Origin of the sequence: Microbacterium sp. MF43 (assembly GCF_012847295.1) — a bacterium.
In the GTDB taxonomy this organism is placed as follows: Bacteria; Actinomycetota; Actinomycetes; order Actinomycetales; family Microbacteriaceae; genus Microbacterium.
This window is the reverse complement of record NZ_JABBDY010000001.1, coordinates 1-24,246: the sequence shown is the minus strand read 5'-3', so window position 1 is coordinate 24,246 and position 24,246 is coordinate 1. Positions and strand designations below refer to the sequence as shown.

Below are 24,246 nucleotides of genomic sequence, written 5' to 3'. Positions count from 1 at the left end.
GCTGCTCCTTGCGTTCGTCAACCGGCATGCCCGCCGATCGTCTGTATTGGTCAGCAGTGTATGCGTATGCACAAACGGATTGCAAGAGGCCTGCAGCCGCAGCCGCGTGGTCCTCAGCGCACGGGAGCCGGGCCGAGCGTGCGGCGCTCGACGAAGGCGGTCTCGAACTCCGTGCGCGCGTACGGCTCTGTGGGGTCGGCTATGCGCCGCGTCAAAGCCTCCGCGGCCGCGGCGGCCATGCCGGCGAGATCGTACGACACCGTCGAGAGCTCAACGATGGGCCAGGAAGCCACGGGCAGATCGTCGAAGCCGACGATGGAAAGCTCGTCGGGCACCTGTACGCCTTCCCGCTTCGCAGCGTTCAGCGCGCCGATGGCCACGACGTCGTTGCCGCAAAAGATCACGGTGGGCCGCTCGGGAAGGGCGAGCAGCGAGGCCGTAGCCGAGTCTCCGGATGCCGCGTCATACGGCGCGGTGCGCACGTAGGCGGCATCCAACGGGATCCCCAACCCGCCCAGCGCCTCGCGCAGGGCCTGCTCTCGCTCCTGCCCTGTGCTGGTCTCCCGCGGCCCCAGCACGGCGCCGAATCGGCGATGGCCGAGTTCGTAGGCGCGGGAGACGCCGGCGGACAGGCCGCTGACGGGCGAGACGGTCGCCGCGTCCGCCTCGGCGATGCGGCCCACCCGGTTGAAGTAGACGAAGGGGATCCCACGGTCGCGGAGCCGGAGCGGCGCAACGGCGTCCAGTGTGGTCGTGGCAAGGATCACGCCGTCCAGCCCGTTGGCGAGCAGTCGCTCGACGACGGTCTCGCTGTCGCCGGATTCGGTGTGCAGCATGAGCTGATAACCGCGGCGCTCGAGCTCCCTGTGCATCGGGGCGATGATGTGCGCGTAGAACTCGTTGTCCAGATCGGTCACGAGAAGCCCGATTCGTCGCGTCCGTCCGGACGACAGCGCACGACCCACGTCGCTCGGAACGTAGTTGAGTCGGACGGCCGCTTCGCGAACTCGCCGCCTCGTCTCCTCAGAGACCCGCGCGTCGTCGCGGAGAGCCCGCGACACGGTCGGCTGCGAGACCCCGGCAAGCCGGGCGACGTCATGACTCGTGATTCCCAATGCGGCCTCCCCGGATGTCGTCAGAGTCTAGCGATCTTGACAGAGGTACAGAGGCATGCATACTTAAGACATACGTATGCAGCGAGAGGACTCCACAGGCATGGCCACCCATCTGAAGAGCGCACCCACCAAATCGTTCGGCGATACCGCCCAGAAGGATGTCGCAGACCGTGTCCGCGAGATCATCGCCGACATCCGTCACGAGGGCGACAGCGCAGTGCAGCGCTACGCCGAGAAGTTCGACAACTGGACGGCGGATGCCTTCCGCCTCGACGACGACGCCGTCGCCCGGATCATGGGAACGCTGGACCAGCAGGTCATCGACGACATCGTGTTCGTGCAGGAGCAGGTCCGCACCTTCGCCCAGGCTCAGCGCGACTCGCTCGTCGACATCGAGGTCGAGACGCTTCCCGGGGTTCACCTCGGCCAGAAGCACGTTCCGGTGCAGGCTGCAGGCGCCTACATCCCCGGGGGGAAGTACCCCCTGACGGCATCGGCGCACATGACGATCATCACGGCGAAGGTGGCCGGCGTGCCGCGCGTCGTCGCCTGCACTCCGCCGATCCGCGGCGAGATCCCCGCAGCGACGGTCGCCGCGATGAAGCTCGCGGGGGCTGATGAGATCTACATCCTCGGAGGCGTCCAGGCCGTGGCCGCGATGGCCATCGGCACGGAGACGATCGCACCGGTGAACCTGATCGCGGGCCCGGGCAACGCGTATGTCGCGGAGGCGAAGCGCCAGCTGTTCGGCGAGGTCGGCATCGACCTCTTCGCCGGCCCCACCGAGATCCTCATCATCGCAGACGAGACCGCCGACCCCTTCCTCACCGCGGTGGACCTGCTGTCGCAGGCGGAGCACGGACCGGAGTCGCCGGCGGTGCTCGTGACGACCTCACGGACGCTCGGCGAACAGGTGATCGAGCAGGTCGAGGGGCTGCTGCCGCACCTCTCCACGCGCGACTACGCCGAGCCGGCGTGGCGGGACTGGGGCCAGGTCATCGTCGCCGATGACCTGGACGAGGCCTACGTGATCGCGGACGGGTTCGCGTCGGAGCACGTCCAGGTCTTCACTGCCGAGCCGCGCGCGGCGCTGGAGAAGATGCACGACTACGGCGCGCTCTTCCTCGGCGAGAACACCTGCGTGTCCTACGGCGACAAGGTCATCGGCACCAACCATGTGCTGCCCACGCTCGGTGCCGCCCGGTACACCGGCGGACTCTGGGTCGGCAAGTACCTGCGCACCGTGACCTACCAGGAGATCGTCGATCCGGCGTCGTCGGCGCTTCTCGGCGAGGTCTGCGGCCGAGCCGCGCGCGTCGAGCTCTTCGAAGGCCACGCCCGGTCCGGCGATGCCCGCGCCTGGCGCCACAGCGGTCGCCGCTTCGACTGGATCGACGAAGCCCTCGACGCCGACCTCGCGCCGCTGACGCCGACCTCGTGATGACCTCGCTCGCCGGGCGCACGGCGCTCATCACCGGTGGCGGCAGCGGGCTCGGCGCCGCGATCGCCTCGATGCTCCACGGCGCAGGAGCCGACGTGGTGCTGGTCGGGCGGGACGAGGCGAAGCTCGCCGCCGTCGTGGCCGATCTCGGCGAGCGCGCCCGCTGGGAGGCCTGCGATGTGGCCGACCCGGACTCCGTCGATGCGCTGCGCGCGCGATTGAGCGAGGTCGAGATCTCGATCCTGGTCAACAACGCGGGGGTCCCGGGCCCGGTGGCGGATCTGGTCGACATCACGCCCGCCGAGTGGGACGACGTGTTCGGGGTGAACGTACGCGGGATCTTCCTGCTCTGCCGGGCCTTCCTGCCCGGGATGTACGAGCGCGGATCCGGCGACGTGATCAACATCGCTTCGGTGTCGGGCAAGCGGCCCCTGGTGCATCGCACCCCGTACTGCGCCTCGAAGATGGCGGTCATCGGCCTGACCTCGACGCTCGCGTTCGAGGCGGGGCCTCAGGGAGTGAGCGTCAACACGCTCTCCCCGGGGCCGGTGGCCGGCCCCCGCATGGAGCGCAACTTCCGCCTCGAGGCGGAGCGGTCGGGCGGTTCTGCCGCCGACGCCGAGGCCGCCTTCGTGTCGCGGTCGGCCTTGGGCCGCATGGTCACCGAGGAGGAAGTCGCGCGGGCGGTGGTCGCCATTCTGGCGATGCCCGGACTGTGCGGCGCGGACGTCGACCTCTCGGCGGGGATGGTGGCATGAACACACCTTCCTTACGCCTGCGGGCGAGGTCGGGCGAGAAGCTCCTCGGCGTGCTGCTGCGAATGCCCAACGAGGAACTCATCGAGATGTCCGCCGTCGCCGGCACCGACTTCGTCGTCGTCGACGGTGAGCACGGGCCGGCCGACGGCGTCGCCCTCCGCCAGCACATCGCCACCGCCGCCGCTTACGGTATCACGACGATCGTGCGGGTGGGGGAAGGCGATCACGGGGCGATCCTGCGAGCGCTCGACCAGGGCGCGCAGGGCGTGCTCGTGCCGCACCTCGACACGCCCGCCGACGCGAACATCACGGTGCAGGCCACCCACTATCCGCCCGTCGGACGTCGCGGTTTCGCGACGTACAACCGCGCGGGCCGCTTCGGCACGGTCGATCGCGAGAGCCACCGGGCGCGCCTGTCGGACGAGACGCTCCTCATCGGCATGATCGAGTCCCCCGCCGGGGTCGCGGCGGTCGCGGAGATCGCCACCACGCGCGGCATCGACGGCCTCATGATCGGGCCTTCCGATCTCGCGGCTGCCACCGGCCCGCACGACGTTCCCGTCGCCGAGGCGACGCGGCAGGTCCACCGCGCGGTCGCCGAGGCCGGCATCCTCCGCATGGACATCGTGGGAACGCGGGATGCCGCATCCGCCGCCTTTTCCGCCGGTGCATCGCTCGTCGTGTTCAACCTCACCGACGTGCTCATGCGCAGCCTGAGCGACGTGCTGTCGGCACCGCGCTGACCCACGAAAAGGAGCCCGGCACCGGACGCGACTGCCTGCCGGGTGCTGGGCTCCTCTTCATGGCCGTGTTGAGTGCCGGAGCGACCGCATGCGTTCCAGAACGTCCAGGCCCTGCATGTTCAGGTAATGCAGCAGGTCGATGAAGATCCAGTTCTCGGCGAGCTTGCCGTCCTGCGCTCGATAGATGTCGACGACCCTCATGTCGGCAGCGTCCGGACCCGCCGTCATGCCGAGGTAGCCGCCGGAGTTCCTGACCGTGAGGTTAGCCCAGCCGAAGAATCCGCCGAAGTCGCCCTCGGCGATCCGGCAGAGGTGCCCGTTGAAGCGATACCCCTCGTTCAGCGCGTCCCGGAACGGGATCGCATGCTGCTCGATGTACCGCGGGATCGTGTACGTGGCCCCGATGCCCGCCGGTCCCCACCAGATCATGTCGTCGTGCCACGTGTGCGCCAGGTGTGCGGCGTAGGACTCCTCGGACTTCTGGCCCATGCCGTTGAGCATGGCGTTGATGGCCCGAAGCGTCTCCGTGCCCCTCGCAGGGTCCTGCGGCCCGTACATCAGGCCTTCGTGAGTCGCCGGACCGGGCTGCACCAGATGGGCCCCGGTCTGCGGTGGGAAAGGATTCTGCCCCGCCTGGATCATGAGGTGCGGGATGTCGAAGAACATCGCCGTCTCGGCGATGCGGCCGTTCTCCACCCGGTTGAACTCGGCGTACCGCAGCATCGCGATGCGGCCGGTGGGCGCGATCCCGAGGAAGGGTTGGTCGAACAGGCCCATGAAGTGACCCATCGAGGTGACCCAGACCGAAGAGAACCCGTCGATCTCGTTGCGTCCCGCCATGAAGATGTCCGGACGGTTCTGCAGCCGCGACATCGAGGCGAGGAAGGGCGCCCAGAACGACTCTGCCACGGCCCGGTGGCCGACCTGCTCGTGGAAGGGATGCATCCCTCGCCAGTGCCAGTCGGGAGACGTGCGCTCCGCGAGAACGTCAGCCACGGACTGCGGACCGGCGGCCATGATGGCGGCGTGGTGCGCGCGGACGACGGCCTTCTCAGCTGCGTAATCCATCAGCGGCCCATCTGCGCGAGAAGCGCGAGTTCGTTGTACTCCGCCCACTCCGCGACGACCTTCTCGCCACGGACATGGATGTGGTGGAAGCCCATGAGCGAGATCGGTCGCTCCTTGCCGGTCTCGTCGTGGGCGTGACCTTGGATCTGGTAGCGCACCGCCACCCGTCCGCCGTCCTCGCCGTCGAGGTTCCAGTAGAGCTCCTCGATCTCGAGGCTGAGGTCCGGAAGCAGGTCGAGCCAGCGCTGCACCTCGGCCCGCGCGCCAGCCGCGCCGAAGCCGACTCGACTGGTGCTGAACGAGTACGGCGCACCGGGAGCGTACACGCGATCCGCCCAGGAGAGGTCGCGGTCGTTATAGAGGCCGTGAAGCAGGTCGGCCACCACGCGGCCCGGGCCGTCGACGACCTCCGGGATCGCGGGGACGGTGACCCCGAGCCGCCGGGTCGCCTCCCGTGCCTCTTCACCCCGTGGCGCGGACGTCGAGGTCAGCCGTTTCGCGGCCGCCTCCGTGTCCAGGCCGAGCTGCTCGAGGAACCGGAGGCTGTTGCCGCCGGCCCACTCCTCGACGTACTGGTCCCCGCGGATAACGCAGTGCGAAATCGAGCTGTTGGCCACCCGGCGGCCCGTCGGAGCACCGATCCGGCTCTCACCGTCGTGGGTGCCGTGCGCGATCCACCGCATCGAGGTGCGGTAGCCGGACTCGTCGTCGCCCGTCCAGATGGTGTCATCGATGACCCCGTAGTAGTCCGAGAAGCCACGTCGGCGCTCCCAGGTGTCCGCGGTGACGGCGTCTTCGCCGACGATGTCGCCGCCATCGGTCCAGATCACCGTCTCGGGCAGATACCACTCGTGCACCAGATCGGGTTGTCTGTCGTTCCAGATGACGTACGTCGTTCTCTCGACGAAGTCCACCACGTCGGTGTAGGGGTAGACGCTCATCGTGCGCTGCGGCTGGGTCATCGTCGTTGCCTCTCTGGCGGAAAGCCGGGTGGGAGTCTTGGGGGTCGGCGGCGTCCGGATCAGCCCTTGACAGCGCCGGCGGCGAGGCCCGCCACCAGGTAGCGCTGCGCGAACACCGCGAGCACGAGCACCGGGATCGTCAGGAGCACGATGCCGGCCGCGGCCTGCTGGAGCAGGGGCAGGGACTGGCCGATCTGCGTGGACAGGAAGACCGGCACCGTCTGCGCGTTGATGTCGGCGAGCACGACCGGAAGAAGGAACGACTGGAAGGCGAGCAGGAAGGTCAGCAGACCCGCCGTCACTAGACCTGGCTGCATGAGGGGGAGGATGACGCGTCGGAAGGACCCCCACCTCGAGCAGCCGTCGATCATCGCCGCCTCATCGAGCTCCACGGGGATCGCGGCGAAGAAGTTGCGCAGCAGCCAGACCGTGAAGGGGAGGTCCACGGCGACGAAGGCGACCGCTAACGCGATCTTCGTGTCGTACACACCGAGCGCGGTGGCGAAGTCGTACATGGGCAGCATGATCGCGAAGCCCGGGATCGACCGGATCAGGAGCGCGAAAGCGAGGATGATGGCACTGGTGCGGCCCCCGAACCGGGCAAGAGCGTAGGCCGCAGGGGCCGCCAGGAAGAGCGTCCCCACCACGGCCATCACGCCGATGATCAGCGTGTTCATGGTGAAGAACGCGAAGTCCGTCGTCTCCCACAGCCGGACGAACGCGTCGATCGTCGGCTCGAAGAAGAACACCGGCGGGTTGGCGAACGCCACCCGTGTCGGCTTCAGCGCTGACATGGCCGTCCAGATGAAGGGCGACATCATGACGAAGCAGACGGCGAGCAGTGCGAGGGTCACGAGGACCAGGGCTCGACGCGACCGCTGGGCTCGCGTGGAGCGAGCGCGCTTCGGCTGAACCAGCGTCTGGGTCGCCGGAGCGGTCTCCTCGACGGGAAGTGCAGGTGCGGGGAGCATCATGCGGTGCCTGATTTCACTTCTCGGTAGATGTTGCGGACGAAGGGCGAGACGAGGACGAACATCACGATCATCATCAGGACGTTCACGGCGCTGCCCAGGCCCAGGTCCTGTTGGTCGCGGGCGAAGGCGTTCTGGTACACATAGAGGCTCACCGACTGGGAGCCCACCGTCTCGGCGTTGGGTGCCAGAGGGATCAGGATGTCGAAGATCCCCAGGGCGTTCATGATGCCGATCAGCGCCAGGAACCGGAACATCGGTCCGAGCGTCGGGATGACCACATGCCACTGGCGCTGCCACCAGTTGGCGCCGTCGGCGACGGCGGCTTCGAGCTGTTCGCCCGGGACGCCCTTGAGCGCCCCGAGCAGAACCAGCATGTAGAACGGCGCTCCCAGCCAGATGCCGGCCATGAGGACGAGGCCGCGATTGGCCCACGTCTCGGTGAACCACTGCACCTCCTGGCCGGTGGTCTTCTCCAGGATGAAGTTGACCAGTCCGCCGAAGCTGTTGTCGAACAGCCAGGAGAACGCCGTGGCCGCGAGGATGGCCGGCACCACGTAGGGCACGAGCAGCACGCCGAGGAACACGGACTTGCCGCGCCCCGCGTGGTGGAGCAGAGTCGCGAGCGCGAATCCGAGGGCCAGGAGCACCACCGTGCTGATGATGGAGTAGCCCACCGTGAAGGCGACGGCTGATCGGAACATCGGGTCGGCGAGGACCTGGACGTAGTTGCCCAGGCCGATCCACTCCCCCGGCGCTCCGAACTCGACGCTCTGGAAGCTCCACACGACCGTGTAGATCAGCGGCACACCCAGCAGCAGGATCATGACAGCAAGAGTCGGCCCCACCCCCAGCCACAGGTCGCGGTGTCGCATTCCCGTCTCCTTCTCGCGTTCCCGAGATCTATCCGGCGGATCCGCTGATCGCGGGCGCCGCGGCCTTCTGCGCCGCAGCGAGCGCGTCCTCGACCGAGGACTGGCCCGTGATCGCGCGCTGAAGCAGTGCGGACGTGTCGCTCTGCACCGTACCCAGCCAGGTCTCCATCGGCGGAGTGCCGGCGCCGTTGGCGAGCGCTGCCTCCACTGCCTCGGCGTACGGAGTGTTCCGTTCGGTCACGACGTCGACGCGAGCCGGATAGGCGTGCGGCACCGCCTGCTCCGAGGCCTCCTCGGTGATCGAGGCGACCATCAGCCGGAAGAGCAGATCGGGGTCGATCTTGGTGTTGTTCGGGATGGACCATCCGTCCACGGAGAGGATCGAGCTGGTCTTCCCGCCGGGCTCGACCGACGGCGCGGGCGCATACGCGAAGGCATCGGGGTACTGCGAAACTTCGGGGTCCGCGAGGTCCGACAGCCGGCCGGAGTACATGATGCCGATGGCCGCCGTGCCGTTGAACAGCTGCTGCTGCACCCGGGGCTGATCGAACGAGATCACCTGCGGGTCCATATACGGGGCGAGGTCGGCCAGTGCACTCAGGCCGCTGTTCGCCTCATCGGAGAGGAATGTGGGCTCGCCGGTCTCGGGATCGACGTAGGTCGCGCCCTGGGAAGCGAGAGTGCCTTCGTAGAGCGTCGACGTGCTGTCGGCGAACGGGAGCGCGACGGGGTACTTGATGCCGCCCTTCTCCTGGATGACCTTCGCATCCTCGAGGACGTCCGCGTAGGTCTCGGGCGCATCGAGGCCCAGGTCCTCGTAGATGTCCTCCCGGTAGGCGAGCGTGAAGACGTTGGCCTGCGTGGGCAGCGCGTAGAGTTTGCCGTCGTGGGACAGTCCCTCGAGCATCGCCGGGGCCAGCTCGTCGAGGTCGTGCGACTCGGCGTACTGCTCGAACAGGTCGTTCAGGTCCAGCAGCGCTCCGGTCGACCCGTACCTCGGCACGGCTCCCGAATACATCTCGATGATGTCGTAGGTGCCCGTGTCACCGGCTAGGGTCGTCGCGGTCTTCGTGTACTGACCGCTGAAGTCGATCGGCGCGTGCGCGACCTCCACCCCGTCCTTGGAGCAGCTGGCGACCATCATGTTCGTGAAGGGGTCGGTCGCGGAAGAGCTGTAGGCGAGGACGTTGACCTTGACCGCCGGGTCCTGCTCGGGAAACTCGCAGTCGACGGCGTCGACGGACTGTGCGCCGGAACGTGATCCGGCGCCGCACGCGGTCAGAACGAGAACGACGGACATCGCGCCCGCCGCGGTCATCCCCGCCATCTTGAGTGATCGTGCCATCGGAAACCTCCTTGTTTCGGATTCATGAATACGTATATCTGAACATTATTCACCCCACTCCGTCAAGGCCAACAGGGGCGGAATATCGGGATTCGAGAGAGTGAATCCAGTATGTGCACCCGTATGCACGTTGTATGCACCCAGGATGGCGCGCGATGGCGCGGGAGAGTGATCAGGCCGGGTCGCCGTCACGACTGCGCCGCAGGTAGTATCCCTGGCTTGGCTGAATGAAGCTCGCGTCGACGGCCGTGCGTGTGCCGCGCGCGACGGCCTCAGCCGACGGGAACGGGAAGGTTCGTCATCCCGAACAGATCCTTCGGGTCCTCGGGGGACGCGACGAGATCGAGGGTCTGCTCGAGCTGCGTGCCGGCCACGCCTGCGCGAAGGTGACGAAGCGCCGAGAAGTCCTCGATCGCGAAGCCCACCGAATCGAAGATCGTGATCTGCTCGCTGTGGGTCCGCCCCGGTGCGGATCCGTTCAGCACGCGCCAGAACTCCGTCACCGGGAAGTCCGGCTCCACTGCCTGGATCTCCCCCTCGATCCGGGTCTGCGGCTCGTACTCGACGAACACGGGGCCGCGCTCGAGGATCGCCGGATCCAACTCCGTCTTGCCGGGGCAATCGCCGCCGATCGCGTTGATATGCATCCCTGGAGCGACGTTCGAGTCGGCGAGCACCCGGGCGACTGCCTTGTCCGCCGTGCACGTGGTGACGATGTCGGCGCCCCGTGCGGCCTCGGCTGCGGAGGCGCACGGAATGACCTCGAACCCTCTCGGGACCAGATTGCGCATCAGCTTCTCGGTGGCGGCCGGATCCACGTCGTAGACACGCAGGTGGTCGATGCCCAGCACCCCGCGGAACGCCAGCGCCTGGAACTCCGCCTGGCTGCCCGCGCCGATCATCGCCATGGTCCGCGCCTCGGGGCGCGCGAGAGTCCGGGCCACCATCGCCGAGGTGGCCGCCGTCCGCAGCGCCGTCAGCAGCGTCATCTCCGCCAGGAAGACCGGGTATCCGTTGTGGACGTCGGCGAGAACGCCGAACGCCGTGACGGTCTGGAACCCACGGGCGGGGTTGAACGGATGCCCGTTCACGTACTTGAAGGCGTAGACGTCCGCGTCGCTGATGGGCATCAGCTCGATGACTCCGAACGGAGTGTGACTCGCCACCCTGTGGGTTTTGTCGAACGACTCCCACCGCCGGAAGTCGCCCTCGATGGCGTCGGCCATCTCGGTCATGATGCGCTCGGGGCCGGTCTGTGCGATCCACCGCAGCATGTCCACGACTCCCACGTATGACGTCACAGCGTCACCTCTCTATTCTTGTCAGCACCGCGCGCGTCGCGGTGCCGTGTTGTCGGGTCGTGCGCGGCCCGGTTCACCGTGCTAGCCGCGACCGATGGGTGCCGCGCAGGATCAGCTCGGTCGGCAAAACGTGATGCCTCGTGGGCGCGGCCCTTCCGACGATGAGGCGATCGAGGATCAGGTCCGCGGCGAGCTCCGCCATGCGGAGGAAGTCGACCCGCACCGTGGTGAGATTGATTCCCGGCCACGCAGCGAGCTCGAGATCGTCGAACCCGACGATCGAGACGTCCTCCGGCACGCGAAGTCCCATGACGTGCGCCTCGTGGAGAGCCCCCACCGCGAGCAGATCTGTGACGCAGAAGACGGCCGTCGGTCGGTCATCCCCCGACATCAGCTCGCGAAGTCCACGGCTGCCGTCGCCGTAGGTGAACTCGCCGCGCGCCACGCGGCGCGACGGCAGATCGATCCCGCGCTTGTCGAGCGCCTCGCGGAAGCCCGCCTCGCGGTCTCGCGAGCTGCTCGTGGTGTCCGGCCCCGCCAGGACCCCGATGCGCTTGTGCCCCTGGGCCGCGAGAAGCCCGGCGACCGCTGCGGCTCCCGCGCTGTTGTCGGCGGTCACGCTGTCGGCCTCGGCGAGATCGCTGATGCGATTCATCTGCACGAAGGGGAACTGCTTGGTGCGCAGCATGAAGGGCAGCGATGAACGCAGCTGTGACGTGGTGAGCACCGCGCCGTCGACCGAGCCGTCCAACAGCCGGGTGAACGCGGCCATCTCGTCCCCGCGCTCGGCGAGCACCACCATCCGGTAGCCGCGGTGCATCAGCGCATCGTGAAGAGGCGCAACCAACCTGGGGTAGAGCGCGTTGTCGAGGTCGGCGACCATCGCGATCTGATGCGTTGACCGGGTGGAGAGGCTGCGGCCGATCTCGCTCCGCACGTACCCGAGCGCCTGCGCGGCCTCGGCCACGGCATTCCTCGTCTGCTGCGACACCCGCGGGTCGTCCCGCAGCGCACGGGAGACCGTGGCCTGCGACACGCCGGCCAGACGGGCGACATCGTGACTGGTCACCGCCATCGCCGCACCCCTCCCTGCACCGCCCACTCTGGTAATGCGGCATGCATACGTATACTGTAGATGAATGCGAACCGATGTGCACGCCGACTCGCGGCTCACCACACAGACCGAATCCGCGCAGGACTCCCCCTCGCTTCCCACGAGCGCCTTCGCCCCGTTCAGCAGCGTGGAGGAGTACATCCTCCGCTGCACGGACGAGATCTGGGTCGACCGGGGAGTGGGGCTGATCTATTCGCGCTACTACGCGGAGGACGTCGTCCTGCACGGGGCGTACGGAACCTCACGCGGCGTCCAGCCCGTCGTCCAGGGGACGCTGCAGAGCATCCGCTCATTCCCCGACGAAGTGGGCTTCGGTGAGGATGTCGTCTGGGAGCAGCGCGGAGGCGGCTTCGTCTCGGCGCATCGCGTCTACAGCACAGGCACCAACACGGGTTGGACGGAGTACGGGCCGCCGACGGGTCGTCATTTCGAGAAGCGCGCGCTGGCACACTGCCTCGTGAGGGACGGCCGGATTGTCGAGGAGTGGGTCGTGCGCGATGAGGCGCGCCTTGTCACGGATCTCGGCTTCGACCTGGAGCGGCTGTCGCTGGAGATGGCAGAGCGATCCGCGTGGCGACCCCTCGAACTTGCGATCCCCGCCGACCCGCTGCGCGCGGGGGTGTCCGGCGACCGTCCGCGCACCGCGGCCGACGACGACTGCCAGCGGGTTCTCGCCGCCATGGACGCGGTGTGGAACACGCACCGGCACGACCGCCTGGCCGACCACTTCGGCAAGGACGTCGTCCTGCACACCTCGCGCGGACGCACCCTGCAGGGGATTGCGCAGTACTCGACGGAGACGCTGGACATCCACTCCGCGTTCCCCGACGTGCGGATGCGCGTCCTCGACATCTGCGCGCACGACTCGGCCCGAGCCGGTCGCCGGATCACCGCGATCTGGCTGCTGGAGGGCTCGTACTCGGGCTACGGGGTGTACGGAGCCGCCACCGGCCTTCCCGTGCAGATCATCGGCGCTTCGCAGTTCCTCGTCGAGTCCGGCAGCATCCATCGGGAGCATCGCGTGTACGACGAGCTCGCTCTGCGCGTGCAGATCGAGCAGCTGCGGGCGAACCCCGCCGCGCCCTTGGCTCGGTAAGAAGCGCCCGTCGCGGATCCCCGCGATCCGCGACGGGCGCGTTCACGCGACCCTCTGGCTCAGGCGATCCAGCGCGGCTTGCGAGGGTCGACCATGAAGGTGAGGTCGTCGAGCACGTCGTAGCCCATCTGCGCGAGCATGTGGAGCACGTCGATCAGCACCCAGTTGTCGATCAGCTTGTCGTCCTCGTCGACGCGGTACCAGTCCGCGACGCGCATCTCGATCCGGCGGCGCGTCGGCGGCATCCCCAGCCACTGTCCCCCACTGTGCGTGCCGTGCAGGGACGGCCAGCCGCCCGTTACGGCGAACCTGCCGTCTCCCGCCTGGATGTAGTGGCCGGGCGCTTCTTCGGGCCCTCCCGGCGAACGGGGGAAGCCCGTGCGGTCAGGGAACGCCTGGATGAACAGCGCGCCGTGGTAGTCGTCGAATCCCCTCTGCCCGCGGGTGGAGCCGATTCCCGCCGGACCGTACCAGTTCATGTTCGTGTGCCAGTGCGGACTGTGGTCGACGGTGAGGACGTGGTCGGCCAGCTCCGACCCCGAGCCGAGGCTCCCCTGCATCTCGCGCACGATCCGTAGCGTCCGCCCGCCGAGGTCGCCGTCGTGCCCGAGCGCGGTCGCGCCCGTGTCGATCGGGGGGAGGGGCCACTGCTCCGCACTCCCGGGCATCGCGCGGAACGGATAGCGTCCCGCCTGCCTCATCACGTCGACAGCATCGAAGAGGATGTACGCCTTGGCGACCTTCCCCTCTTCCATGACGGCGTTCAGCCCGAATCGCAGGAACGTCAGGCCGTGTGTCGCGGGGATGCCGAGCCAGTGCTCCGACCATGTGCCCATTAGATGCCCGAGCGTCGACACCACGTTGCGACCCTCGTATACGTCGGCGATGCACAGTCCCAGCCGGTGCTCGTAGTCGGGGAACGATGCCTTGAGCGGCTCAAAGAATCCGTCGGCGGCTTGGCCGACTCCGCGAAGGGTGTTGAACGGATGGAACACCTCGAAGACCGCGTCTTCGTGGCAGTGCTCCGCCAGCGCCTTCCTCGCTCCGCCTGCGTCGGCGTCTGCGAGCGCGATGAGCAGCTTCACGATTGTCAGCTTGTCCGACGCGCGACCGATGGCATCCATGACATCTCTCCTCTGCGAGCCGGGTGCGGGACCGCTCCCCGAACCAAGTGTATGCGTATGTATGCGAGCGCCGCCGACGCATACCCCGTTCATCGGTGAGAAGGGGCGAGCACCGGAACGACCACGCGGCGTGGCGTGCCGAAGCGATGCGCCGAGATCGACACGGCCTGCTCGCGCAGGAACGTCAGCATCTCGATCCGGCCGGCCGACACGACCGCGCCGTCATATACGGCGACCGCGGGCGAGCCACCCGCGACGGCGGCGAAATCGGCCGCGGACGCACCGAGCAGGCGTACTCGGCCGCCGCGCTCGGCCAGGTTCTGCGCTCGCTCCGCCCACGAGGGCGCCGCCTCGACGGCGGCGACCACGCCGGCATCTTCCAGCCAGGTAGCCACGTCGGATGGCAAGCTGGTGCCCACGCTCATCGTCAGCGAGGCTCCTGTGCGCAGAGCGGCCGCCGCGACGCGGATTGCGTGCGCGAGCCGGCCCGTGACGGCGGGATCCTCGACGCGGACGGTCACGGGCACAGCCTGGTAGCGCAGCGCGTTCTGCTCGGTCTGCAGCCCCGTCGCGTCGCGCACCACTCCGTACTCCGCCTCCCACACCGCGACATCCGTCGACAGTGCGCCCGCGAGCCAAGCCCTCTGCTCCGATGGAAGACCCGCCGCGGCACGCAGCGCTGCCCGAGACAGTGCGTCGCGCGGCGCCGCGGCGGCGATCGGGACGTCTTCCCACCGGGACAGTCCGATCAGGTAGTTCGGTCCGCCCGCCTTCGCGCCGGCCCCCACTGCGGCCTTCTTCCAGCCGCCGAACGGCTGACGCTGGACGATCGCTCCGGTCGTCCCGCGATTGACGTACAGGTTCCCCGCCTGCACGCAGGACATCCAGCGGGCGATCTCGTCATCGTCCAGCGAGTGCAGGCCGGAGGTGAGGCCGTAGTTGATGGCGTTGACGATCGCGATCGCTTCATCGAGCGACTCGGCGGTCATGATGCCGAGCACCGGCCCGAAGTACTCCGTCAGGTGGAATGGGCTTCCCGGTCGGACTCCGTCCCGGATGCCTGGACGCCACAACTGACCCTCATCGTCCAGCTGTTCGGGCTTCATCAACCATGTCTCGCCGGCCTCGAGGGTGGTGAGCGCGTGTAGCAGCTTGCCGTTGGCTGGGCCGATGAGCGGACCGATGCGACTCGAGCTGTCACTGGGATCCCCCACCCGGTACGAGCCCACGGCATCGAGGAGCTGACGGCGAAAGCGTTCGCTGGTGGCGACGGTCCCCACGAGCACGACGAGCGATGCGGCTGAGCACTTCTGCCCGGCATGACCGAAAGCCGAGTACGCCACGTCCTTGGCCGCGAGATCGAGGTCCGCGCTCGGCGTCACGATGATTGCGTTCTTTCCGCTGGTCTCGGCGAGCAGCGGCAGATCGGGTCGGATGCTGCGGAAGAGCTCGGCGGTTTCGTAGCCGCCGGTGAGGATGACGCGCTCCACGGCCGGGCTGGTCAGAAGCTGCTCGCCCAGTCGACGGTCCGCCAGTTGCACGTACTGCAGCACATCGCGAGGCACGCCCGCCTCCCACAGGGCTTCGACCATGACAGCGCCACTGCGGCACGCCTGACGAGCGGGCTTCACGATGACTGGTGAGCCTGCCGCGAGGGCCGCAAGCGTGGAGCCCGCGGGGATGGCGACGGGGAAGTTCCACGGCGGGGTCACGACCGTGAGCTGGACCGGACGGGGGGAGGCTCCGTCGATCCGCGCGTGGCGTTTCGCGCTTTCGGCGTAGTAGTGGGCGAAGTCGATCGCCTCGGAGACCTCGGGGTCGCCTTGTTCGAGCACCTTCCCAGCCTCGGACCCCATCACCTCGAGCAGGTCCGCGCGACGCGATTCGAGGATGTCGCCGGCGCGATGGAGGATGGCCGCTCGCGCCTCGGCGCCCAGCGAGCGCCACCGTCGGCCTGCGAGCACGGCACGGTCGACGACGGCGTCGACCTCATCGGCGCGCGATAGCGTGTGGTTACGCACGGTCGACACGCCGAGGGTCGAGTCCCGCATGCGCGAGCGGATGCCGTCCGCCCATGCGCGATTCGAGGCGAGGCTGGGGTCAGTGTCGGCGGTATTGCGGAAGCCGTCGGTCGACGCGGGCGCGGACGGCAGCGCACGGTCCTGACTCCGGTTCGGTGCGGGCACATCCCGCGGCATCGTCCCCACCGATGCCAGGAACCGTTGCCGCTCCCGTGCGAACAGCTCGGGGTCGGCCCCCAGATCGAACACGGCCGACATGAAGTTTTCGGCGGACGCCCCTTCCTCGAGGCGGCGGATCAGATAGGCGATCGCGACGTCGAACTCCGCCGGGTGCACCACGGGCGTGTAGAGAAGCAGCGAACCCACCGTCCGGCGCACCACCGCTGCTTGCGCCGTCGCCATCCCCAGGAGCATCTCGAACTCGACAGCCGGATCGGACCCGCTCGCGGCTATGCCGCGCTTGTTCGCCAGCAGCCAGGCCAGTGCGACGTCGAAGAGGTTATGGCCGGCGACGCCGATGCGCACCGCGGCCACCCGCTCCGGATGCAGCGCGTAATCCAAGACGGCCTTGTACGAGGCATCGGACGCCTGCTTGCTGTGCCATGTCGCGAGCGGCCAGTCATGGATTTCGGCGTCCACTCGCTCCATGGGAAGGTTCGCACCCTTCACGACGCGCACCTTGATCGGGGCCCCGCCCGCGGCGAGTCTGGCGGTGGCCCACTCCTGCAGCCTGATCATCGCGCCCAGCGCGTCGGGTAGGTAGGCCTGCAGCACGATTCCCGCTTGGAGAGCGCGAAACTCGTCCCGCTCGAGGAGGCTTGTGAAGACTGCGATCGTGAGATCGAGGTCCTTGTACTCCTCCATGTCAAGGTTGATGAACTTGCCGCGAGCGAGCGCGATCCGGTAGAGGGGTGCCAGGGCATCGGCAGCGTGCCGAACGGCCTCGTCAAAGGCCCACGGGCTGTGCGGAGCGACAGTCGACGAGACCTTGATGGACACGTAATCGACGTCTGGACGCTCGAGCAGCCGCCGGGTTCCGGCCAGACGACGAAAGGCCTCGTCTTCGCCGAGAATAGCTTCGCCGAGAAGGTTCACGTTGAGGCGTGTGCCTTCTGTCGCGCGGATGCGGCTGATGGCGCTACCGAGTTTCGCGTCGCGAGCGTCGACGATAAGGTGCCGCACCAACTCGCGCAGAACCCGCCTGCTGAGGGGAATCACGATGCCGGGAAAAGCCGGGGCAAGCGCGGCCCCCGCGCGGATGAGGGCCCGCAGCGGTGCGGGGAGGAAGGCCGGTGTGAGTGGGACGAGGCGCCGGAGATTGCCGGCCGCGACCGCGTAGTCCTCCGGGCGGACGACACCGTCGACGAAGCCGACAGTGAAGGCCAGGCCGTTGGGATCACGAAGCACTCCGGCGAGTCGGTTCGCCGCGGCATCCACAGGGACGTCCCGGCTCTCCGCCAGCCAGTGTTCCACGAGCGCGACGGCGTCGTCGGCAAGTGCTGCGATATCGGCGCTGGTACCGGAGGGGATGGTGTACGTCATGGTGCTTCCTGGGAGTGCCGATGGTTGGTATGCGAGTCCAGTGTGCGGAAGCGTAAGCCTCGTGAAAAGCGAACATTTATGATCAGTACTGTTCGTTTTTACTGATGAATTGAGAGAGGCGTGTCGTGTTGGAACTACGCAGGTTGCGCCTTCTTCATGAACTCGCTTTGAGAGGCACGATCGCAGAGGTCGCAACGGCACTCGCCTACAGTCCGTCCACTGTGTCGCAGCAGCTGGCGATCCTCGAGCGCGAGGCGGGCGTCGCGCTGCTGGAACCGGATGGGCGCCGGGTGCGTCTCACGGCACAGGGCCGCCTGCTCGCTCGCCACGCCGCGAGAGCTCTTGAGCTCGATGAGGCCGCCCGCGCCGAGCTCTCACAAAGTCAGGCGGCGGCGATGCCAGTGCGCATGGCTGTGATGGCGACGGCAGCACAGGCGCTTGTCCCGAAGGCGCTGTCGTGGCTGAGTCGGCGCCTGCCGACACTGAGGGTCGAGATGGCGGAGATGCCTCCGGAGGAGGGATTGTTCGAGCTGCAGGCGCGCGCGTTTGACGTTGTCGTTGCCGAGCAATACCCCGGACAGACGCGTCAGTTGCAGGACGGGATCGACAGAGTGGTGTTGGGCACCGATCCGATTCGCCTAGTCGTCCCACTTGGCGACCGCTCCACCGCCCTCACGGACCTCCGCGATCGGGCGTGGGTGCTCGAGCCTAAAGGCGCGGCTGTGCGTCACTGGGCGGTTCAGCAGTGTCGGGCGGCGGGCTTCGAGCCGGACGTTCAGTTCGAAGCCACCGACCTCACCGCCCACGCTCGGCTCGTCTCTGCGGGGCACGCCGTTGCGATGCTTCCCGACCTCGTGTGGGCAGACAACCCTAGCCCTGTGCGACTTCTGGATCTGCCCGGGTTTCCCGTGCGCGAGATATTCGCGGCCACCCGTTTCGCTTCGCGAGACAGCTCACCCGTAGCTGCGGTCGTAGCCGCGCTTGCGGCGGCGCTTGAAGACCCCCTCGCACTGGACGCTGACCGCGGTGCGACCACTACGATTCGATCTTCGAAGATGAAATAGACGGCTCGATCGCCTCCGGCACCAAGGGGCCCGCTCGACTCCGGCGGCTGATGACCTCCGGGGTCCCGGCGCCGCTGAACTGGCAGCTTCAGTACGACTCGATCCCGAGGATCGCCACTAGGGCGTGTTGATCAAGAAGGTGCGGGGTGGCCAGCCGCCGCGAGTTGCGCGGGAGAATGGGCGTGTGAAGATCCAGGTGCTGCATATCGAGGATTGCCCGAATTGGCAGGAGGCGGGCGATCGAGTACGGCTGGTGCTCGACTCGATCGGACGGGGCGATGTTCCGGTGGAGTTCGTGTTGATCCGCACCGAGGCTGAGGCGGTGAGCTCTGGTTTCGCGGGCTCGCCCACGATTCTTCTGGACGGTCAGGACTTGTTCCCGTCCCAGGGGAACACTGCCGACTTGGCGTGCAGGGTCTATCTGACCGAGCGCGGCTTTGCGGGTGCGCCGACGGTGGGACAGCTTGAGCGCACGCTGCAGGAGCGCGAAGCGCTCAGCGGAGATCGGTCTTGATCCAGATCAGCGCCGCGGCGAGGCTGACGGCGGCTCGGTAGTTGCGGGCGAGTTTGTCCGAGCGCATCGCGATGCCGCGCCACTGCTTGAGACGGTTGAAGCAGCGTTCTACGACGTTGCGTCCCTTGTAGCGTTCCTTCTGCTTGTCGCCGAAAGCGATCGGCCGGCCCGGCTTCTTGCGGCGGTGCGCGATCTGGTCGTCCCGCTCGGGGATGGTCGCCGCGATCCTCCGGTCGCGGAGCCAGGCGCGGTTCGCCCTTGAGGGGTACCCCTTGTCGGCGAGCACCCGGTCGGGGCGGGTGCGGGGGCGGCCCTTCCCGTCGCGGGGAACGCGGATGTTCTCCAGCACCGCGCTCATCATCGTGGTGTCGTTGATGTTCCCGGCGGTGATCATCATGCTCAGCGGCCGGCCGCGGCCGTCGCAGACCAGGTGCAGTTTGGTCGTCAGCCCGCCGCGGGAGCGTCCGATCCCGTGATCAGGCGGCTCGGACCACGGATTCTTGTGATTCGGCACAGCCCCCTGTGTCCCGGGCGAGGGTCGCGCCGTGCTAATGCACGCGCGCGATCGTGGAGTCGATCGAGACGACCCAGTCGATTTCCCCAGCGGCGTCGGCCTGCTTCTGCACCTCGGTGAGCAGCTTCTGCCAGGTGCCGTCCCCGGCCCACCGGTTGAACCGCTTGTAGATCGAGTTCCACTTCCCGAACCGTTCCGGAACGTCACGCCACGGCGCACCGGTCCGGTACTTCCACGCCATCCCCTCGATAGCGAGCCGGTGATCCGTCCACGGCCGCGACCGACCGGTCACCGTCGGCATCAACGGCTCCATCACGGCCCACACCTCGTCAGAGATCTCCTGTCGCGTCACCGTTCAAGACTCACCCACCGAGGAGCGGAACCTCTTGATCAACACGCCCTAGGTGAGGAGCTTGGCCGGGCGGAATGACCGTGATCGACCCGACGCGACAGCTCCATCTTGGAGGCTGAGCCTGAGCGTTCGCGCACTTGACGTCCGTTTCCACGCCTCCACCCGCGTCTCACGCGTTCTACGGATTAGCAAATGCCACATGCAGACCTTGACGCCCGGTGATTGAGGGACTTGGGCCCTCGATCCGCCACCCACCGGCCTCGGGGATGCGGCGAAGCTTCCGCCGACGAGGGACTCGATGACGTCCCACAGTGCCAGCCTGCTGCGAGGGTCGAGACCGGTGGTCGGCTCGTCGAGGAAGAGCACCGGCGGGTTGATGACCAGTGCGCCGGCGAGGTCGATGCGCCGCCGCATACCGCCGGAGAAACCCTTCACCGGCCGGTTCTGCGCTTCGACGAGATCGAACAGCTCGATGAGCTCACGGGCACGCTGCGCCGCACGCCGGCGGCCCAGGTGGTACAGCCTGCCGACCATCAGCAGGTTCTCGAAACCAGTGAGATTCTCATCGACCGCCGCGTACTGGCCGCTCGCACCGCTCATCCGCCGCACCTGCTGCGGATCGCCGATCACGTCGACCCCCGCGATCCGCGCGCTTCCCGAGTCCGGGCGGATGAGCGTGGTCAACACCTTCACGGTCGTCGTCTTGCCCGCGCCGTTCGGACCGAGAAGCGCGGTCACCGTACCCTGCGGCACCTCGAGGTCGAGGCCGTCGAGCGCACGCACCTCCGGTGCACCCTTGGGCTGATACGTCTTGACGAGGTCATGAGCCTCGATGTAAGCCATGCTGAATGCTAGCGCGGCTAGCAAAGGCGGCGGCGTTGCCATCAGCCGAGCGGTTGCTGATACCAGCGCTCGCTTGGGCTCGAGATGGCCTCTTTCGCGCATGCGTCATCCGAAGAGGAGTGTGAGAACGCCGACGGTGAGGGCGGTAGCGAAGCCGGTCCAGAGGATGATCGCGGTCGCTTGCCACAGAAGTATCCAGCGCTTCGAGACTCCGGCGGCAACGAGCATCGCCGAGGTGAACTGCGTCGGCAGCGCGAGGGGTCCGAGGAGGCTCGCACCAGGAACGCCATAGCGGACGAGGAACCGACGGAAGCGCTGGCGGCCCTTCGACTCGGGCTTGGGCTCCTCCGAGTGCGCAGGCTCGATGCCCGTTCCCGTTCCAGCCGGCACCAGTTCGCGGCGCTTGGCACGGCGCGTGGTGATCGCTTCGCGGATGCGCGCGCCGAATACGACGACGACGAAGACGGACAGAAAGTTGCCTGCCGCGGCTGCGAGGAAGGCGACGAGCGGGTTGAGGCCGGCCCAGACGCCGAGGACGGAGGCGAGCTCACCCTCGACGAATGGGATGGCTGCGGCGAATGCGACGATGAGCGGTTGCACGAGCGCGGGAACGTGCGACATGAGGTCTTGGAGAGCCTCGATGAGATTCATGATGTCCTTTCAGGGCGACGAAGCAATACATTGATTGAGGTCAGCCAGCGATTAGTACGCTGTGCCGGCACACTGTACTAGTACGCGGTGCGAGGCGATAGTATTCCCTCAGCGAGGAGGTGGCTTCCATCGGCACCCGAGAGAAGATCGTGGACGCGGCGACGGAGATCATCCGCGCCGGTAGCGACAGGCCGAGCGTGCGCGCCGTGGCCGCTCGGGCTGGCGTCGGCGCAAGCACGCTGAGGCACTACTTCCCGACGCAGCGCGCTCTCCTCGACGCGGCCCTAACCGTGCTTTATGCCGAGGCGATGCCCGACGCTCGGATCCGCGACTCCTCGGTGCCCGCGCGTGAGCGGCTCCTCGAATGCCTCTGGGTTCTCCTCGAACCGTTCAGCACCGAAGACCAGGCGAGGGCGACCTGGCGCACGGTCTACGAGTCATTCATCGCCCCGGAGGCCACCGATCAAGCACGTGAGGGCTACCTCGTGCTCGTACGCCAAGCGCAACAGCGCGTGGAGTCATGGCTCGCGATTCTCGAATCAGAGGGCACCCTTGATCCAGGCGACACGCCTGCGAGAGCACGTTTCCTCATGTCCGTCATAGACGGAATCGCACTCGACCGCGCGATGCTGCCCTCGCCCGCACGACTGGAGTTCGAGGCGTCGACGCTTCACTTGGCGGTAGACGCGGTGTTCAACGCGAAGTGATCAGTCGGCGAAGCCACACCCTGTCTGCGAATGCCCGCTCGGGAGCCGCCACTGCCACTGTCCTCGACCCGCCTACCGGCGGCGACTGATCTGTCGACAGCACTTGCACGGCCACATGGCGCTGCGGGGAGGCGGGGACACGACTTCACGAGCGGGGGTGGCGCCACTCGCGCCACTTGCCCTCGAGAGGTTCGGCCCGGCGCGTGATGGCTCCTTCGGTCTGGCTTCCCGCCCTCGTGCGAAAGAATCGGGCGCGGTCAGCGTACTGAGGAGCGCACTATCTTGCCTGAACTGCTTGACGCGGGCTACCGGTGCTGGCGGCGCGAGACGATGGTTTCAGGGGTCGCCGCTCGTGGCTTTTCTGATGTCCGACCCGGCGCCTGAGCGTTGAACGAGGAGCCGCCGACGGACATGCGGCAAGATCGTGAGAGCAGTCGCATTCACCTGCGTCGATACAGTGCCAGCCAGTTGCAGCCAGAGGGCGATCAGCGTTTGAGTGCGTCAAGCCAGCCGATGCCGCAGTTCGGACACGCGGTCGCTGGTCAGATAACGTGGCGAACGACCACGAAGCAGTAGGAAGACGCGTGCGGTTTCCTCTATTTCCTCCACCGCGTCAACGGCCCCTTCGAGCGTCGCAGCGGTGGCGAGCGAACCATGGTTCCGGAGCGGACTCGCCCGACGCGACGTGCGATCTCGTCCTGCCGAGCAGCCACGCGGACTGAGTCAACGACCGCCCCATCGACCAGCCAGCTCAGAGCTCGCCGATCGCCAGACCAAGCCGGAGGTACATCTCGGTCACCGCTTCGTCGTTAACCCGGTAACGCACGCGCTGCCCACGCGTCGCCTGCTCTCGAGGTGGGTCAGCGATAAGCAGTCCGAACCTGAGCAGTTCGTCGATCCCGGTAATCACCGTCTGCTCGGGGAGGTCGAGCGCGTCGGAGATCTCCTTACGTCCGCCGTTCGGGTGGGCGCGGAGGTGGCCGATGATGCCGGCTTTGAGCATGCTGCCGAACGCCTTAATGGGATCCTCCGCGGCTTCTGCGTTCGCGGGGCGGGCGACTCTCGGCATGTCTCATTCTTTCGCGGACCGTGTGTCGCCGTCCAGCGGAACCGTATGAATTACATCTACACAGAAGGAGTGTATGCATGTAACCTACACTCATGTCAACGACGGACACCTTCGCTAGCGCTGCTCTTGCGGCGCGCTCCGTGTCCCCCGAAATTCCGACAGACAGCGCTTGCCATCCAGGCGTAGGGTGCGTGCCAAGCGCGTCGAGCCCTCCCCCTGGCAACCCGCGCTACACGGCCATGCGCACCACCCGAAATCGATTGAAGGAACCTTTTAGGTTCAGGCGTTTCGTGCGTAGGATGCCGACCACGGCGTGTCCCCCGCGTGTCGCGGCTCGCACCGATCGGGACCGGCCGGTGGCGGGGAGGTGCGGATCATGGTGACGTCGAATCCAGCAGTGCGCCGAGCTCGAGGGTGGGCGATCACGGGCGGCGCCGTCCTGCTGGCGGGCATCATCGCGATCATCATCACGGCGGCCGTGAACCAGCAGGATGCGCAACCGGGCCCCTCCAAGAACCCGCAGCCCTCGTCATCTCCGACCAGCCCGTCGACTGAACCGGGCGGGGACACTCTGGTCGATGCGGGCGCGGTCCAGAACGGTTGGCGCGGCGAGCCCGTCACGACGGATTCCGAGGTATACGTGGTCGCAGCGCTGGAGGCGGCTGCCACCTTCGACACGACCAAGGCATCCCACGAGGACTGGCTTGAGTACCTCGACTCCTGGTTCACGCCCGACACGCGCTACACCTCAACTGAGGATCAGCAGACCGAGCTCGAGGCGGCACGGCTGGAGTTGCGGCAAGGTGTCGTGCTGCCTGAGCGTGAGTGGAATTCTCTCGCTGCGGAGGATGGCCGGGTGGCCGCCACGGCGGGAGATGTCGTGACAGTGCCGGTGACGGATGACGCGTCGGGTGACATGGTGATCGGGACGGCGGATGGAGCCTGACCCGGTTTCCCGGACGGTTCTTGTGTGTTGATCATGCCGCGATCTCGGCGGCGGTGTGAAGTGCTTCGTAGTCGGCCGGGCTGAGGTCGCCCAGGCTGGTGTGCCGGCGG

21 protein-coding genes and 1 pseudogene are annotated in these 24,246 nt (G+C 67.5%); 8 read left to right on the top strand and 14 right to left on the bottom strand.

What is annotated here, in order from left to right; translation table 11 throughout:
* Positions 1–113 precede the first annotated feature (113 nt).
* Entirely contained in the window at positions 114–965 is an 852-nt protein-coding gene (locus HF323_RS00110) for a substrate-binding domain-containing protein (protein WP_317450990.1), read from the bottom strand.
* 250 nt (positions 966–1,215) lie between these two features.
* Between HF323_RS00110 and hisD the strand changes: the two genes are divergently transcribed.
* From hisD to HF323_RS00095, 3 genes are read left to right on the top strand one after another with little or no spacing between them, the layout of a single operon-like run.
* Positions 1,216–2,556 carry a histidinol dehydrogenase gene (gene hisD, locus HF323_RS00105; protein WP_169580556.1) on the top strand — a complete coding sequence of 447 codons (1,341 nt, stop codon included), beginning with the start codon at positions 1,216–1,218 and terminating at the stop codon, positions 2,554–2,556.
* On the top strand, positions 2,556–3,314 hold the full coding sequence (locus HF323_RS00100; protein ID WP_169581298.1) for an SDR family oxidoreductase: 759 nt from the start codon (positions 2,556–2,558) through the stop codon (positions 3,312–3,314). Before hisD ends, HF323_RS00100 begins: the two co-directional genes overlap by 1 nt.
* Positions 3,311–4,057, top strand: coding sequence for an aldolase/citrate lyase family protein (locus tag HF323_RS00095; RefSeq protein WP_169580555.1), 747 nt, complete (start codon positions 3,311–3,313; stop codon positions 4,055–4,057). Before HF323_RS00100 ends, HF323_RS00095 begins: the two co-directional genes overlap by 4 nt.
* Before the next feature lie 57 nt (positions 4,058–4,114).
* On the opposite strand, the gene HF323_RS00090 is transcribed toward HF323_RS00095, so the two are convergent.
* The 7 genes from HF323_RS00090 to HF323_RS00060 all read right to left on the bottom strand — a co-directional run bounded on the left by HF323_RS00090 (position 4,115) and on the right by HF323_RS00060 (position 11,654).
* Positions 4,115–5,125 (bottom strand): nuclear transport factor 2 family protein, encoded by a 1,011-nt coding sequence (locus tag HF323_RS00090; protein WP_169580554.1) that lies wholly within the window; start codon positions 5,123–5,125, stop codon positions 4,115–4,117.
* On the bottom strand, positions 5,125–6,087 hold the full coding sequence (locus tag HF323_RS00085) for an ester cyclase (RefSeq protein WP_169580553.1): 963 nt from the start codon (positions 6,085–6,087) through the stop codon (positions 5,125–5,127). The genes HF323_RS00090 and HF323_RS00085 overlap by 1 nt, the downstream gene beginning before the upstream one ends.
* A gap of 59 nt (positions 6,088–6,146) precedes the next feature.
* The gene (locus HF323_RS00080) at positions 6,147–7,061 is read right to left on the bottom strand and encodes a carbohydrate ABC transporter permease (protein WP_169580552.1); all 915 of its coding nucleotides are present in this window, start codon (positions 7,059–7,061) and stop codon (positions 6,147–6,149) included.
* The gene (locus HF323_RS00075; RefSeq protein ID WP_169580551.1) at positions 7,058–7,933 is read right to left on the bottom strand and encodes a sugar ABC transporter permease; all 876 of its coding nucleotides are present in this window, start codon (positions 7,931–7,933) and stop codon (positions 7,058–7,060) included. Before HF323_RS00075 ends, HF323_RS00080 begins: the two co-directional genes overlap by 4 nt.
* Positions 7,934–7,961: 28 nt before the next feature.
* On the bottom strand, positions 7,962–9,278 hold the full coding sequence (locus tag HF323_RS00070; protein ID WP_169580550.1) for an extracellular solute-binding protein: 1,317 nt from the start codon (positions 9,276–9,278) through the stop codon (positions 7,962–7,964).
* A 272-nt stretch (positions 9,279–9,550) separates the two neighbouring features.
* Positions 9,551–10,579 carry an ornithine cyclodeaminase gene (locus HF323_RS00065; RefSeq protein WP_169580549.1) on the bottom strand — a complete coding sequence of 343 codons (1,029 nt, stop codon included), beginning with the start codon at positions 10,577–10,579 and terminating at the stop codon, positions 9,551–9,553.
* 73 nt (positions 10,580–10,652) lie between these two features.
* A complete protein-coding gene (locus tag HF323_RS00060) occupies positions 10,653–11,654 on the bottom strand; it encodes a LacI family DNA-binding transcriptional regulator (RefSeq protein WP_169580548.1) in 1,002 nt (333 codons plus the stop codon).
* Positions 11,655–11,718: 64 nt separating this feature from the next.
* Between HF323_RS00060 and HF323_RS00055 the strand changes: the two genes are divergently transcribed.
* On the top strand, positions 11,719–12,789 hold the full coding sequence (locus HF323_RS00055) for an ester cyclase (protein WP_169580547.1): 1,071 nt from the start codon (positions 11,719–11,721) through the stop codon (positions 12,787–12,789).
* Between the two features lie 59 nt (positions 12,790–12,848).
* Here HF323_RS00055 and HF323_RS00050 read toward each other — a convergent pair whose 3' ends face one another.
* Together HF323_RS00050 and HF323_RS00045 are read right to left on the bottom strand one after the other, a co-directional pair.
* Positions 12,849–13,913 (bottom strand): ester cyclase, encoded by a 1,065-nt coding sequence (locus HF323_RS00050; RefSeq protein ID WP_169580546.1) that lies wholly within the window; start codon positions 13,911–13,913, stop codon positions 12,849–12,851.
* 89 nt (positions 13,914–14,002) lie between these two features.
* A complete protein-coding gene (locus tag HF323_RS00045) occupies positions 14,003–17,476 on the bottom strand; it encodes a bifunctional proline dehydrogenase/L-glutamate gamma-semialdehyde dehydrogenase (RefSeq protein WP_169580545.1) in 3,474 nt (1,157 codons plus the stop codon).
* A 125-nt stretch (positions 17,477–17,601) separates the two neighbouring features.
* Here HF323_RS00045 and HF323_RS00040 point away from each other — a divergent pair, with 125 nt between their 5' ends.
* Positions 17,602–18,540, top strand: coding sequence for a LysR family transcriptional regulator (locus HF323_RS00040; protein WP_169580544.1), 939 nt, complete (start codon positions 17,602–17,604; stop codon positions 18,538–18,540).
* 184 nt (positions 18,541–18,724) lie between these two features.
* A complete protein-coding gene (locus HF323_RS00035; RefSeq protein WP_026095586.1) occupies positions 18,725–19,054 on the top strand; it encodes a hypothetical protein in 330 nt (109 codons plus the stop codon).
* Here the strand turns inward: HF323_RS00035 and HF323_RS00030 are convergent.
* From HF323_RS00030 to HF323_RS00020, 3 genes and pseudogenes are all read right to left on the bottom strand, one after another.
* Positions 19,035–19,881, bottom strand: a pseudogene (locus HF323_RS00030) (IS5 family transposase). The gene HF323_RS00035 and the pseudogene HF323_RS00030 overlap by 20 nt on opposite strands.
* A gap of 87 nt (positions 19,882–19,968) precedes the next feature.
* Entirely contained in the window at positions 19,969–20,763 is a 795-nt protein-coding gene (locus HF323_RS00025; RefSeq protein WP_211160171.1) for an ATP-binding cassette domain-containing protein, read from the bottom strand.
* 105 nt (positions 20,764–20,868) lie between these two features.
* Positions 20,869–21,414, bottom strand: coding sequence for a small multidrug efflux protein (locus HF323_RS00020; protein ID WP_169580543.1), 546 nt, complete (start codon positions 21,412–21,414; stop codon positions 20,869–20,871).
* 119 nt (positions 21,415–21,533) lie between these two features.
* Here HF323_RS00020 and HF323_RS00015 point away from each other — a divergent pair, with 119 nt between their 5' ends.
* Positions 21,534–22,121, top strand: coding sequence for a TetR family transcriptional regulator (locus HF323_RS00015; RefSeq protein WP_169580542.1), 588 nt, complete (start codon positions 21,534–21,536; stop codon positions 22,119–22,121).
* A 751-nt stretch (positions 22,122–22,872) separates the two neighbouring features.
* Here the strand turns inward: HF323_RS00015 and HF323_RS00010 are convergent.
* Positions 22,873–23,190 carry a hypothetical protein gene (locus tag HF323_RS00010; protein WP_169580541.1) on the bottom strand — a complete coding sequence of 106 codons (318 nt, stop codon included), beginning with the start codon at positions 23,188–23,190 and terminating at the stop codon, positions 22,873–22,875.
* Between the two features lie 397 nt (positions 23,191–23,587).
* Here HF323_RS00010 and HF323_RS00005 point away from each other — a divergent pair, with 397 nt between their 5' ends.
* A complete protein-coding gene (locus HF323_RS00005) occupies positions 23,588–24,136 on the top strand; it encodes a hypothetical protein (protein WP_169580540.1) in 549 nt (182 codons plus the stop codon).
* Positions 24,137–24,246 lie beyond the last annotated feature (110 nt).